This is a genomic window from Nocardioides sp. J54, from assembly GCF_000519005.1.
GTDB lineage: Bacteria > Actinomycetota > Actinomycetes > Propionibacteriales > Nocardioidaceae > Nocardioides.
In genome coordinates this window covers 20,994-33,538 of the sequence record NZ_JAER01000045.1, presented here as the reverse complement: position 1 = coordinate 33,538, position 12,545 = coordinate 20,994, and the positions used below count along the sequence as shown (strand labels likewise).

Genomic DNA, 12,545 nt, shown 5'->3' with positions numbered 1-12,545 from the left:
GGCGCAGTCCGCCTGGCGGCAAGCCTTGGGTTCGCCTCGCCTGACTCCCGGTGGTTGAGGTGCGAGGCCGCCCGCGGCCGAGCCTCGAAACCTCCGGGCCTTGATGACGGGCTGTGGTGGGCACAGCCCGGTGGACCCGGGGCCACTGGTTTCGAGGCTCGGCGCTGGGGCGCCTTGCACCTCAACCAGCGGCAGTTGGTCGCCGTCGTGGTTGGTGTCGGCGGCCGCGCACCGTAGCCGACCGGCCCCCGCCGTCAAGGAGCTCGCTGCGCTCGCCCGCTGCGCGGCGCCTTCGGTGTCCTTGACTGCGGGGCCCTGCCGGTCGGCTGGTCGGCGCGGTTGCCGGCACGGACTGCGTCCGCGCCGCCGCTGCGCGGCCGCCGGCCTCGGGCGGGGTGTAGGGCGTGGGAGCTAGTAGTCGTCCGGGTCGAGGCGGCGCGGGGTGTCGAGAACCTTGGTGCCCTTCGGTCCGACCAGGAAGTGGCAGCCGTTCGGCGACATCCAGAGGTAGTGCCCGGGCTGGATGGTGACGTACCGCCATTGGCTGAAGGTCTTGGCCCGGTGGTGGCGTCGGCACAGGGGCACGAGGTTGCATGGGCAGGTCGGGCCGCCGCGAGCGTGCTCGATCGAATGGTCGAGGTCGCAGCGGGTCGCCTTGGTGGTGCAGCCGGGGAAGCGGCAGGTGTGGTCGCGCAGCTGGACCCGGGCGCGGTGGCGGTCGGGGATCTCGTACGAGTCCACGGGGATGCAGTCGGCCAGGTCGATGACCGGGCGGACGATGACGGTGGTGCGGGGTGCCTGGAGCCACTCCCTGACCTGGCTGGCGAGGACCGGGGTGCCGGTCTCCTCGCAGCGGGCGACGGGGTTGTCGCCGGTGAGGGTGGTGTCGGTGACGTGGACGTTCAACGTGACCCGCCGGCCGGGGGAGGTGGCGATGACCTCGCCGGTGTCGGGGTCGGCGAAGAGGAGGTCGAGGGACAGGTCCTGCCGGGCGAGCTCGGCGGCGGCCTTGGAGCGGCGGACGTCGAGGGAGGAGTCGTCGCCGCACTTGCCGAGCAGGATCGCTCGGCGGTTGATGGCTTCGTCGAGGTCGTGGCCGTCGACTGCGTCCATCAGGCCGTGGACGATGACGTGGCCGGTGTCGCTGGGCTCGTCGATGTCGAAGTGGCGGTGGTCGCTGGCCTGCTGCCGCTCGGCCTCCGCTTGTTCGGGGTCGAACCGCAGGATCGCTTCGGCGACGAGGCGTTCGAGCTGCTTCCAGCCCACGTCGTCGACGGCTGCGTCGAGCTGCTGGTCCACGAACTCGACCGCCTCAGGGCACAGCGGGTGGGTGAGGTCGGCGATCCGCTGGGCCTTCCACGTGTCCACACGTCCGGCGACGACTGCCTTGTAGAGGCGGGGAAGGCGCCAGGCGCACTCGATCACCTGACCGACGTAGGCACGACCACCGATGGGGGAGCGGCCGAGGACAGCAAACAGCTCCATCAACGCGAACTCACTAACCAGGGGCGCGCCCGGGCCGGCGATCGGGACACAGGTGTCGACGACACCGTCCAGCAGCGTGGCGGCGCCTTCAGGAGAGTCGAGGGTGTTCTGGTCGGCCCAGGCGACGATGGCGATCCACTCCCGAACTTGGGAGGACTTGCGGGCCGCGACCTCGGAGCGGATTTCGCCGAGGAGCTCGGGCACGGAGCGGCCGTCGTACTGGCCGATCGATGCGTTGTTCCCGAGCTCCATGACTGGATTCTTCCAGAGACGACCGACACTTTGATTCGCCGGAAACCCGCCTGTGGACTGGGGATTCTCCGGATTCTCTGTCCACAGTCCGGCTTGAAGGCCCGGTGGTTTCGAGGCTCCTCGCTGGCGCTCGTCGTACCTCAACCACCGGGAGCCGGCGCTGCCTACGGCACCGCAAGCCGACCGCCGGACCCGACCACCCTGCCGAGCCTCCTCGTCGCTGCTTTTCGGAGCTGTGCCGGCTGCGCGGCCGCGGGCCGTCGGAGATCAGGCACCAACGCAACCGCAAGCCGGCCACCGGACCCAGCCACCCGCCGCCCTTCCTGGTCGCTGCCTTTCGGGGCTGTACCGGCTACGCAACCGCAGCCCGCGGAGATCAACTGATCCGCCCCTCGACCTGCGCCCCGTTGGCGCGCTCGAGGTAGCAGAAGAAGAGGGAGCCGGTAGCGGGGTCGTCGACGTCGAAGTCGCTGATGGAGATCTCGGCCTCGTAGCGGCCGGACTCGAGGGCGTCGACGTACTGCGGGTCGAGGTCGGGGAGGCTGGCGCAGAACTCGTGGTCGTCCTCGACGGCGGTGTAGCGGTCGACGAGGTCGCGGTCGAACTCGCCGACCCAGATCACCTCACCGTCGTGCGGATCGGCGCAGCTGGCCTTCACCTCCTCGTCGATGAAGTTGACGTCGAGGCACTGGCCGACGCGGGCGTCCTCCTCCCAGAGGGTCTGGGCGGCCAGGACGATCGAGAACGCCAGGAGCGCGGCCCCGGCGAGGGTGACCAGGGCGCCGAGGACGGTGCCGGTGATGGCGGCCCAGCGGCCGCCGCGGCGACCGTTCTTCGTGCGCGCCAGGCCGGCGATGCCGAGGCCGAGGCCGATCGGCGCCGCGCAGCAGGTGAGCGCGCAGACGAAGGCCGCGATCGAGACCCCGTCGACACGCGGCGCCCCGGCGCCGTAGGCACCCGGCTCGTCGCCGGCGGGGCCGGGGGCGCCGGGCTCGTACGACGGGTACCCGCCGCCGCTGCCGTAGGAGTCCCCGGGAGGAGGCTGCTGCCAGCTCATGCCTGCGTCAGAGGATCGGCTCGCTGAGCTTGTCACCCGGCTCGACGTAGCAGAGCAGGTGGTCGCCGACCTCCACGTCGTTCGGGTCCTCGATGATCGCGTTGATGTCAGTGAGGTGCTCCGCGAGCTTCGCGAAGTCGTCGGGGTCGATGACGGTGGCGCAGTAGCCGGCCATCTGGTCCTCGATCTGCTCGAGGTTCTCTTCGGTCACCTCGGCGACGCCGACGATCTCGGCGTCGTGGTCCTCCGAGCACTCCTTCTTGTAGAGGATGACCGAGCCGTCCTCCTCGCTGACGTTGACGCACTGACCGACCTTCGCGTTGCCCGGCGTCACCAGGCTGTCGGCGAAGATGAAGATCGCGGCAGCGATCGCGCCCACGACGATCGTCATGATGAGGCCGATGACGATCGCGGCGATCGCGAGGCCGCGGCCCTTGCGCTGGCCGCCCTTCGTGCGGCGCAGGCCGACGAAGCCGAGCACGAAGCCGAGCGGGGCGAAGCAGCACAGGAAGCTCAGCACCAGTGCGGCGATCGACACGCCGTCGGTCTTCGGCGGCTCCCCGCCGAACCCGCCGCCACCGCCGTAGCCGTGCGGCGGGCCGTAGCCGCCAGTGCCACCGGTGCCGCCGTACTGCTGCGGCTGGCCGTAGGGGTTCGAGGGCTGGCCGTAGGGCTGCTGGGGCTGGCCGTAGGGATCGCTCACCCGGCAACCCTAGTGGGGAAGGATGGGTGTCGTGCTGCAGTTCACCGACTTCGACCGGCGCCGTCGGCTGGCGGTCCGGCACGGCCTCGTCCGCCGGTTCGACACGATCGGGCAGGCGGCCCGGGCGATGACGGCGCTGCACGCGACCGAGGCGGCGACGGTGCACCTGTCGCTCTGGGCGCGCGTGGACGGCGTCACCGTCGACGACGTCGACGGGGCGCTGTACGACGAGCGCAGCGTGGTCAAGCAGGTCGCGTTGCGCCGCACCCTCTTCGCCTTCCCCCGTGAGCTGCTGCCGGCGGCGTGGGGGAGTGCGGCGGCTCGCGTCGCCCGCCAGCAGCGCACGCTCGTGCTCAAGGGCCTCTCCGCCGGCGGTGCCGGCGACCCCGAGGGCTGGCTGGCGGAGGTGGCGGACGAGGTCCTGGCCGTGCTGGCCGACGGCACGGCGCGCACCACCGCCGAGGTCCGCGAGGCCGTGCCCGCACTCGCCCGCACCGTGCAGCGCGGCACGCCGGGCACCAGGTGGGCGGCCGAGGTCCCGGTGGCGCCGGAGGTGATGACCCTGCTCGGTGCAGAGGGGCGGGTGGTGCGCGCCCGCAACGCCGGGCACTGGCGGCTCAACAAGCCGGCCTGGACGACGGCCGCGGCGTGGCTCGGCGCCGACCCGGAGCCCACGGACGAGGCGACCGGCTACGCCGAGCTGGTGCGCGGCTGGCTGCGCACCTTCGGCCCCGGGACCGAGGACGACGTCGTCTGGTGGCTCGGCGCGACGAAGACCGCGGTGCGGCGCGCCCTCGCCGACGTCGACGCCGTCCCCGTCGCGCTCGAGGACGGCGCGACCGGCTGGGTGCTGCCCGACGACACCGCGCCGGTGACGGACGAGGAGGCCGGGGTCGGCCCGTGGGCCGCGCTGCTGCCGACCCTGGACCCGACGGTGATGGGCTGGAAGGCGCGGTCGTTCTACCTCGACGCCGGCCACACGCCGTACCTCTTCGACAGCAACGGCAACGCGGGCAACACCGCGTGGTGGGACGGCCGGATCGTCGGCTGCTGGCTCCAGGACGACGCAGCCCGGGTCCACGTCGAGCTCCGCGAGGACGTCGGCCGGACCGGCCGCCGGGCGCTCGATGCCGAGGCCGAGCGGCTCACCGCCTGGCTCGACGGCGTGCGCATCACCAACGTCTACGCCTCGCCGCAGATGCAGGGCGCCCGCCTGCCCTGACCTACGATCAGGGCCCGTGAGTCGTCAGCAACCCGAGCAGCAGGCACCCCCGGTCCAGAAGTTGCGGATCCGGTACGCCAAGCGCGGTCGCATGCGGTTCACCAGCCACCGCGACGTCAGCCGCGCGATCGAGCGCGCGGTCGTCCGCGCCGGCATCCCGATGGCGTACTCGTCGGGCTTCCACCCGCACCCGCGCATCTCCTACGCCGGCGCGTCGCCGACCGGCGCCGCCAGCGAGGCGGAGTACGTCGAGCTCGGGCTCGCCGAGGTCCGCGAGCCCGCCGACGTGGCGGCCGCCCTCGACGCCGTCCTGCCCGACGGCCTCGACGTCGTCGCCACCGTGGACGCCGCGGGCTCGACCGCGGGGTCCCTGTCGGACCTGCTGACCGCCAGCCACTGGCTCGTCGACCTCGGCGACACGTCGGTCGAGGACGTCGAGAAGGCGGTCGCGACCTTCCTCGCCACCGACTCGGTCACCGTCGAGCGGATGACCAAGAAGGGTCTGCGCAGCTTCGACTGCCGCGCCGCCGTCGTCCGCCTCGAGGTCACCCCGGAGGGGGCCCTCGACCTGCTGCTCGAGCACACCGTCCCCGCGGTGCGGCCCGACGACGTGCTCACCGGGCTCCGCGAGACCGGGGGCCTGGACGTGCCCGGCACGGCGCTGCTCACCCGCCTCGCCCAGGGCGTGCTCGACCGGGTGGCCGGGACGGTCGGCGACCCGTTGGCGCAGCGGTGATGCCGGTCGCCTGACCGGCGTGTGCGATACTCGCCACAGATTCCCTGGCAGCGTCCCACCGGACCGCGAGCGAGGGATCGACGACGTTCTCGCCCGCCGGCAGGAGACTGACCGGGGGCACGGTGGAGGTCGGACACCCCGCCAGACGCGACGCACACGGCGACCGCGGCAGGCGAGGGGCCCGGGCTCCAGTGACGCTCCGCGGAGGGTGTCGTCCCACGAAGGCTTACGGCACCGCGCGCCGCGCGGATGTCGATGACACCCCGGCCGCGGAGCGGTCGGGTGGAGGAGTAGCGCAATGACGCACGCGCCCACCGACAACCAGAACGACGCCCCCGAGGCCACCCCGGCGGAGACCCCCGCCGACACCCCGGCCGACACCCCGGCGGAGGCCACGGCCGAGGTTCCCGCCGCGAAGCCGGCGAAGAAGGCCGCCGCGAAGAAGACGGCGGCGAAGAAGACCACCGCGCGGAAGACCACCGCGAAGAAGGCAGCGGCCAAGCCCGCTGCCGACGCCGCCGCCGAGGGCGAGGCCACCGACGCCGAGGCTCCCGCGAAGCCGGCGAAGAAGGCTGCCGCGAAGAAGACCACGGCGAAGAAGACGACGGCGAAGAAGACCACCGCCGCGAAGACCACCACCCGCTCGCGCACCAAGGCCGCGGACCCCGAGCAGCTCGTCCTCACCCCCGAGGAGCAGCCGACCGCCGAGCCGACCACCGAGCCGACCACCGAGCCGACGACCGAGGCCGCGGCCGACGGGTCCGCGACCGCCGTGGTCTTCCAGGCGCCGAAGGTCACCACCCGCAAGCGCTCGACCGCGCGGAAGACGACCCAGAAGACGGCGGAGAAGCCCGCGGAGAAGCCCGCGGACGACAAGGCGGAGGAGCCCGTCGAGGCGCGGACCGAGGACGCTGTCGCGGAGCAGCCGACCGACGAGGCCGCCGAGCCCACCGCCGAGGCCACGGTCGACGAGGCCACTGCGACCGCGGACGAGGCCACCGACGAGAGCACCGACGCCGCCGCCGAGGACGACACGACCGAGGGCGACGACTCCTCCGACTCCGACGACTCCGACGACTCCGCCGACTCGGACGACTCCGAGGACTCCGACGACGCCGAGGGCAGCACCGGTCCGGCGCGCCGGCGCCGTCGCCGTGGCGGTCGCCGCCGGCGCAAGCCCGCCGGCTCCGGCCAGCAGGGCGAGGACGGCGAGGACGCCCCCGCCACCGAGTCCGGCGAGACCGCCGGCGAGGCCGGCAAGGCCGGCGACGCGGCCCGGTCCGGCGACGGCAAGGCCGAGGGCGAGGACGACAAGTCCGAGGGCGACGACTCCGACTCCTCCGAGGCGTCGGGTGGCAACCAGGGCAGCGGCTCGTCGCGCCGTCGCCGTCGCCGCCGCCGGTCGGGCGACGGTGGGGGAGACGACTCCGGGGACGACCCGGAGAACACCGTCACCCGGGTCCGCAAGCCGCGCTCGCCCGAGGACGAGATCACCGCGGTGTCCGGCTCCACCCGTCTCGAGGCCAAGAAGCAGCGCCGCCGCGAGGGACGCGAGGCCGGGCGCCGCCGCGCGCCGATCGTGAGCGAGGCCGAGTTCCTGGCCCGCCGCGAGTCGGTCGAGCGGGTCATGGCAGTCCGCCAGCGCAAGGACCTCACCCAGATCGCCGTGCTCGAGGACAAGGTGCTCGTCGAGCACTACGTCGCCCGCGAGTCGCAGACCTCGCTGATCGGCAACGTCTACCTCGGCCGGGTGCAGAACGTGCTGCCCTCGATGGAGGCCGCGTTCATCGACATCGGCAAGGGCAGGAACGCCGTCCTGTACGCCGGCGAGGTCAACTGGTCCGCGCTCGGCCACAAGGACGGCCAGCCCCGCAAGATCGAGTCGGTCCTGCAGTCCGGCCAGACCGTGCTGGTCCAGGTCACCAAGGACCCGATCGGCCACAAGGGTGCGCGCCTGACCAGCCAGATCAGCCTGGCCGGCCGCTTCCTCGTCTACGTCCCCGACGGCACCACGTCGGGCATCTCCCGCAAGCTGCCCGACACCGAGCGCTCGCGGCTCAAGACCCTGCTCAAGGAGATCGTCCCCGACACGGCCGGCGTGATCGTCCGCACCGCCGCGGAAGGTGCCTCCGAGGAGGAGCTGACCCGCGACGTCGAGCGGCTCAAGGCCCGCTGGGAGGACATCGAGTCCCGGGTCGCCAAGGGCAACGCCCCGCAGCTGCTCTACGGCGAGCCGGACCTGACCCTCAAGGTCGTCCGCGACCTGTTCACCGAGGACTTCGCCAGGCTCGTCGTCCAGGGCGACGAGGCGTGGACCACGGTCAAGGAGTACGTCGACCACGTCGCCCCCGACCTGGCCGACCGGCTCGAGCACTACGAGACCGGCGACGACAAGCCCGACGTCTTCGCGGCGTACCGGATCGACGAGCAGATCGCCAAGGGCCTCGACCGCAAGGTCTGGCTGCCCTCCGGTGGCTCGCTGATCATCGACCGCACCGAGGCGATGACCGTCGTCGACGTCAACACCGGCAAGTTCACCGGCTCCGGCGGCAACCTCGAGGAGACCGTCACCAAGAACAACCTCGAGGCGGCCGAGGAGATCGTTCGCCAGCTCCGGCTGCGCGACATCGGCGGCATCATCGTCGTCGACTTCATCGACATGGTCCTCGAGTCCAACCGCGACCTGGTGCTGCGCCGCCTCGTCGAGTGCCTGGGCCGTGACCGGACCCGCCACCAGGTCGCCGAGGTCACCTCGCTCGGCCTGGTCCAGATGACCCGCAAGCGGATCGGCACCGGTCTCCTGGAGGCGTTCAGCGAGACCTGCACGCACTGCCAGGGCCGTGGGCTGGTCGTCCACGACCTGCCGGTGGAGCCCAAGCGGGGCAACCAGGGCAGCGGCGACGGCGAGGAGCGCAAGGGCCGGCGCCGCAAGGGTCGCGGCCAGGGCGGCGGCGACAACGGCTCGGCCGAGGCACCCAAGCCGGTGCCCTCGCCCAAGGACGTCGCTGCGATGGCCAAGCACCACGACGAGTCCGACGAGAACGCCGACGAGAACGCCGACGAGGTGAAGCCGGCCGACGAGGTCAAGCCGGCCGAGGTCGACGCCGCGGCCACCGAGGCCGCCGGCACCGCCGAGGTCGAGGACACGGCTGCCGCGGACGAGGCTGCTGCGGAGGCCTCCGAGTCGCCCACCGCGCTGCCCGCGGAGCCTGCTGCGGAGCCTGCTGCGGAGGAGTCCGCGGACGAGCCCGTCGCTGCTGCCGCGGAGCAGGCCGTCGAGGTCGCCGCGCCCCTGGAGGAGCCCGAGGCGGTCACGCCGGAGCCCGAGCAGGCGCCCGAGCCGGAGCCCGAGGCGGAGCCGACCCCGGAGCCGGCTCCGGAGCCGGTCGCCACGACCACCGTCGTCACCCGGACCCGTCGTCGCGCGGCCAGCCGTCCGGCGGGCCCGCCGGCGGCCGAGCCGGCCGAGGCCGACGGGGGAGCGGGCGACGCCGACCAGGCGCCGGCGGAGCCCCACGTGGAGCACGTGCCGGTGAAGAAGAAGGGCGCCCGCAAGCGCTGAGCGGGCGCTGATTAGGCGGATGCGGGTGCCACCCGTAGTATTGATGGTCGGTGCGCCGCCGAGGTGTGCCGTTTCTGCTGGCACCCGGCACCCGACCGGACTGCTGTGCGTGCCGCAGCCGAGACTTTCGGACAGACGTTGACGAGTGAGGAGCCCGCGGTGGTGTACGCGATCGTGCGCGCAGGCGCGAAGCAGGAGAAGGTCGCTGTCGGCGACGTCATCGAGATCGACAAGGTCTCCACGCCGGTCGGCGACACCCTGACCCTGCCGGTCGTGCTCGCGGTGGACGGCGAGACCGTCACCAGCACCGGCCTGGACAAGGCGACGGTCACCGTCGAGGTCCTCGGCGCCACCAAGGGCCCGAAGATCATCATCCAGAAGTACAAGAACAAGACCGGCTACAAGAAGCGCCAGGGTCACCGCCAGAAGTACACCCAGGTCAAGGTCACCGACATCTCGCTCTGAGTCCACCCGGCTCGGCACACATTTCCGAAGGACTGAAACATGGCTCACAAGAAGGGCGCGGCGTCCACCAAGAACGGCCGCGACTCCAACGCCCAGCGCCTCGGCGTCAAGCGCTTCGGCGGCCAGCTGGTCAACGCCGGTGAGATCATCGTGCGCCAGCGTGGCACCCACTTCCACCCGGGCTCCGGCGTCGGTCGCGGCGGCGACGACACCCTGTTCGCGCTCGTCGCGGGCAGTGTCGAGTTCGGCAAGAAGCGCGGCCGCAAGGTCGTCAACATCGTCCCGGGCGACGTCAACTGACGCTCCCCTGACAACGGGCTTCATCGAAGGGCGTCCCTGATCGGGGCGCCCTTCGTCCATTTCACCCGACGGTTCTCCTGAAAGACTGGTCCCATGGCTGTGCCCACGTTCGTCGACCGCGTGACCCTGTTCGTGTCTGCGGGGCGAGGTGGCAACGGCGTGGCGTCCGTGCACCGCGAGAAGTTCAAGCCGCTCGGCGGCCCCGACGGCGGCAACGGTGGCCCCGGTGGCTCCGTGATCCTGCGCGTCGACCCCGACGTGACGACGCTGCTCGACTACCACCACAGCCCGCGTCGCCGTGCCGAGCACGGCGGGCACGGTGCCGGTGACCGTCGCAACGGCTCGCACGGCTCCGACCTGGTGCTGCCCGTGCCCGCCGGCACCGTCGTCAAGCACCGCAACGGTGAGGTGATCGCCGACCTGGTCGTGCCGGGCACGGAGATCGTCATCGCCCAGGGCGGTCGCGGTGGGCTCGGCAACGCGGCGCTGGCCTCCAAGTCCCGCAAGGCCCCGGGCTTCGCGCTGCTCGGCGAGCCGGGGGAGGAGCTCGAGGTCGTCCTCGAGCTCAAGGTCGTGGCCGACATCGGCCTCGTCGGGTTCCCCTCCGCCGGCAAGTCGAGCCTGATCGCCGCGATCTCCCGGGCCCGGCCCAAGATCGCCGACTACCCGTTCACCACCCTCGTGCCGAACCTCGGCGTGGTCACCGCCGGCGACACCACCTTCACCGTCGCCGACGTGCCCGGCCTGATCGAGGGCGCCGCCGAGGGCCGCGGCCTGGGCCACGACTTCCTGCGCCACATCGAGCGCTGCGCCGCGCTGGTCCACGTCCTCGACACCGCGACCCTCGAGCCCGGCCGCAACCCGGTCGACGACCTCGACGTGATCGAGGACGAGCTGCGCCGGTACGGCGGCCTCGAGGACCGCCCGCGCCTGGTGGCCCTCAACAAGGTCGACGTGCCCGACGGCCGCGGGATCGCCGAGATGGTCGTCGACGAGCTCCGCGAGCGCGGCCTGCGGGTCTTCGAGATCTCCGCCGTCTCCGGCGAGGGCACCCGCGAGCTGGTCTTCGCCATGGCCGAGCTCGTCGCCGAGGAGCGGCGGGCCCGGGCGGCCGAGATCCCCGCCCGGATCGTCGTACGCCCCAAGCCGGTCGACGACGACGGGTTCACCGTCAAGCGCACGGGCGCCGGCTGGCGGGTGCGCGGCACCAAGCCGGAGCGCTGGGTGCGCCAGACGGACTTCAGCAACGACGAGGCCGTGGGCTACCTCGCCGACCGGCTCAACCGGCTCGGCGTCGAGACCAGGCTGCTCGAGCTGGGTGCCGTCGAGGGCGACGCCGTGCTCATCGGCTCCGTCGACGACGCCGTGGTCTTCGACTTCAAGCCGGGCATCGACGCCGGTGCGGAGAACCTCTCGCGCCGCGGCGAGGACGACCGCTTCCACGAGGAGCGCCCGGCCGCTGCCCGCCGCCGCGAGATCCAGGAGCACCTGGGTGAGCGCGCCGAGGGCGAGACGCGTGCCGACGTGGCGCGTCGGATCGACCGGCCCGACGAGTACGGCCCGATGGCCTACGAGATCGGCTCGGAGGAGGACCCGGACGTCGCGCCGGCCACCGACGAGGACGCGTGGCAGGAGGACGACCCCGGTGAGTGATCGGGCGGCGGTGACCTCCGCCCACCGGATCGTCGTCAAGGTCGGTTCGTCCTCCCTGACGACCGCGTCCGGCGGGATCGACCCCGAGCGGATCAGCGCGCTGGTCGACGTCCTCGCAGGCGTGCGCGAGCGCGGGGCCGAGGTCGTGCTGGTCTCCTCCGGCGCCATCGCGGCCGGCCTGGCGCCGCTGCGAATGCGCAAGCGGCCGCGGGCGCTCGCCGCCCAGCAGGCCGCCGCGTCGGTCGGCCAGGGCCTGCTCGTGCACCGCTACACCGAGGAGCTGGCCCGCCACGGCCTCACCGCCGGGCAGGTGCTGCTCACCCTCGACGACGTCACCCGACGCTCGCACTACCGCAACGCCTCGCAGACCTTCACCAAGCTGCTCGAGCTCGGTGTCATCCCGATCGTCAACGAGAACGACACCGTCGCGACCAGCGAGATCCGCTTCGGCGACAACGACCGGCTCGCGGCCCTCGTCGCGCACCTGGTCCACGCCGACCTGCTGGTGCTGCTCTCCGACGTCGACGGCCTGTACGACGGACCGCCGTCGCGTCCCGGCACGCAGCTCATCCCGGACGTGCGCGGGCAGCAGGACCTCGTGGGCGTCACGGTCGGTTCCGTGGGCTCCGCCGGGGTCGGCACCGGCGGCATGGTCACCAAGGTCGAGGCGGCCTCGATCGCGACCGGCGCCGGCATCCCGGTGGTCCTGACCTCGGCCGACAACGCGGCCGGAGCGGTGGCGGGGGAGCAGGTCGGCACGCTCTTCCACGCGACCGGCAAGCGGCGCCCGACCCGCTTGCTGTGGTTGCGCCACGCCACCGAGGGCAAGGGCGCGCTCCTGCTCGACGACGGCGCCGTGCGTGCGGTCGTGGAGCGCCGCGCGTCGCTCCTCGCGGCCGGCGTGACCGGCGTGCGCGGCGACTTCACCGCCGGCGACCCGGTCGACGTGGTCGCCCCCGACGGCCGGGTGGTCGGCCGCGGCCTGGTGAACTTCGACGCCGCCGAGATCCCGGCCCTGCAGGGCCGGTCCTCCAAGGACCTCAAGCGCGAGCTCGGCGCGGGCTACGAGCGTGAGGTCATCCACCGCGACGACCTCGTCATCCTCTGACC

10 protein-coding genes are annotated in these 12,545 nt (G+C 72.7%); 7 read left to right on the top strand and 3 right to left on the bottom strand.

Annotated features, from left to right (window positions below):
* Positions 1 to 411 precede the first annotated feature (411 nt).
* The 3 genes from NOCJ54_RS0120105 to NOCJ54_RS28640 form a co-directional block, all read right to left on the bottom strand.
* Entirely contained in the window at positions 412 to 1,737 is a 1,326-nt protein-coding gene (locus NOCJ54_RS0120105) for an HNH endonuclease signature motif containing protein (protein ID WP_028656915.1), read from the bottom strand.
* A gap of 376 nt (positions 1,738 to 2,113) precedes the next feature.
* Positions 2,114 to 2,794 carry a DUF4190 domain-containing protein gene (locus NOCJ54_RS0120100; RefSeq protein ID WP_028656914.1) on the bottom strand — a complete coding sequence of 227 codons (681 nt, stop codon included), beginning with the start codon at positions 2,792 to 2,794 and terminating at the stop codon, positions 2,114 to 2,116.
* 7 nt (positions 2,795 to 2,801) lie between these two features.
* Positions 2,802 to 3,497: a DUF4190 domain-containing protein gene (locus NOCJ54_RS28640; protein WP_051486180.1), complete on the bottom strand. Its 696-nt coding sequence runs from the start codon at positions 3,495 to 3,497 to the stop codon at positions 2,802 to 2,804.
* Positions 3,498 to 3,528: 31 nt separating this feature from the next.
* Between NOCJ54_RS28640 and NOCJ54_RS0120090 the strand changes: the two genes are divergently transcribed.
* The 7 genes from NOCJ54_RS0120090 (at position 3,529) to proB (ending at position 12,543) form a co-directional block, all read left to right on the top strand.
* Positions 3,529 to 4,719 (top strand): winged helix DNA-binding domain-containing protein, encoded by a 1,191-nt coding sequence (locus tag NOCJ54_RS0120090; protein ID WP_028656913.1) that lies wholly within the window; start codon positions 3,529 to 3,531, stop codon positions 4,717 to 4,719.
* A 16-nt stretch (positions 4,720 to 4,735) separates the two neighbouring features.
* The gene (locus NOCJ54_RS0120085) at positions 4,736 to 5,455 is read left to right on the top strand and encodes a TIGR03936 family radical SAM-associated protein (RefSeq protein ID WP_028656912.1); all 720 of its coding nucleotides are present in this window, start codon (positions 4,736 to 4,738) and stop codon (positions 5,453 to 5,455) included.
* Between the two features lie 298 nt (positions 5,456 to 5,753).
* Complete coding sequence (locus NOCJ54_RS27230; protein ID WP_051486178.1) at positions 5,754 to 9,017, top strand: ribonuclease E/G; 3,264 nt, start codon at positions 5,754 to 5,756, stop codon at positions 9,015 to 9,017.
* A gap of 162 nt (positions 9,018 to 9,179) precedes the next feature.
* The gene (gene rplU, locus NOCJ54_RS0120075) at positions 9,180 to 9,482 is read left to right on the top strand and encodes a 50S ribosomal protein L21 (RefSeq protein WP_028656911.1); all 303 of its coding nucleotides are present in this window, start codon (positions 9,180 to 9,182) and stop codon (positions 9,480 to 9,482) included.
* 39 nt (positions 9,483 to 9,521) lie between these two features.
* A complete protein-coding gene (gene rpmA / locus NOCJ54_RS0120070) occupies positions 9,522 to 9,782 on the top strand; it encodes a 50S ribosomal protein L27 (protein ID WP_028656910.1) in 261 nt (86 codons plus the stop codon).
* A gap of 93 nt (positions 9,783 to 9,875) precedes the next feature.
* Entirely contained in the window at positions 9,876 to 11,435 is a 1,560-nt protein-coding gene (gene obgE / locus NOCJ54_RS0120065) for a GTPase ObgE (protein ID WP_028656909.1), read from the top strand.
* Positions 11,428 to 12,543: a glutamate 5-kinase gene (gene proB / locus NOCJ54_RS0120060; RefSeq protein WP_028656908.1), complete on the top strand. Its 1,116-nt coding sequence runs from the start codon at positions 11,428 to 11,430 to the stop codon at positions 12,541 to 12,543. Before obgE ends, proB begins: the two co-directional genes overlap by 8 nt.
* Positions 12,544 to 12,545: the final 2 nt, after the last annotated feature.

What these genes read in the sequence shown, in the direction of transcription:
- NOCJ54_RS0120105 (WP_028656915.1), bottom strand. Translation starts at nt 1,737, where the DNA reads ATGGAGCTCGGGAACAACGCATCGATCGGCCAGTACGACGGCCGCTCC.
- NOCJ54_RS0120100 (WP_028656914.1), bottom strand. Translation starts at nt 2,794, where the DNA reads ATGAGCTGGCAGCAGCCTCCTCCCGGGGACTCCTACGGCAGCGGCGGC.
- NOCJ54_RS27230 (WP_051486178.1), top strand. Translation starts at nt 5,754, where the DNA reads ATGACGCACGCGCCCACCGACAACCAGAACGACGCCCCCGAGGCCACC.
- rpmA (WP_028656910.1), top strand. Translation starts at nt 9,522, where the DNA reads ATGGCTCACAAGAAGGGCGCGGCGTCCACCAAGAACGGCCGCGACTCC.
- obgE (WP_028656909.1), top strand. Translation starts at nt 9,876, where the DNA reads ATGGCTGTGCCCACGTTCGTCGACCGCGTGACCCTGTTCGTGTCTGCG.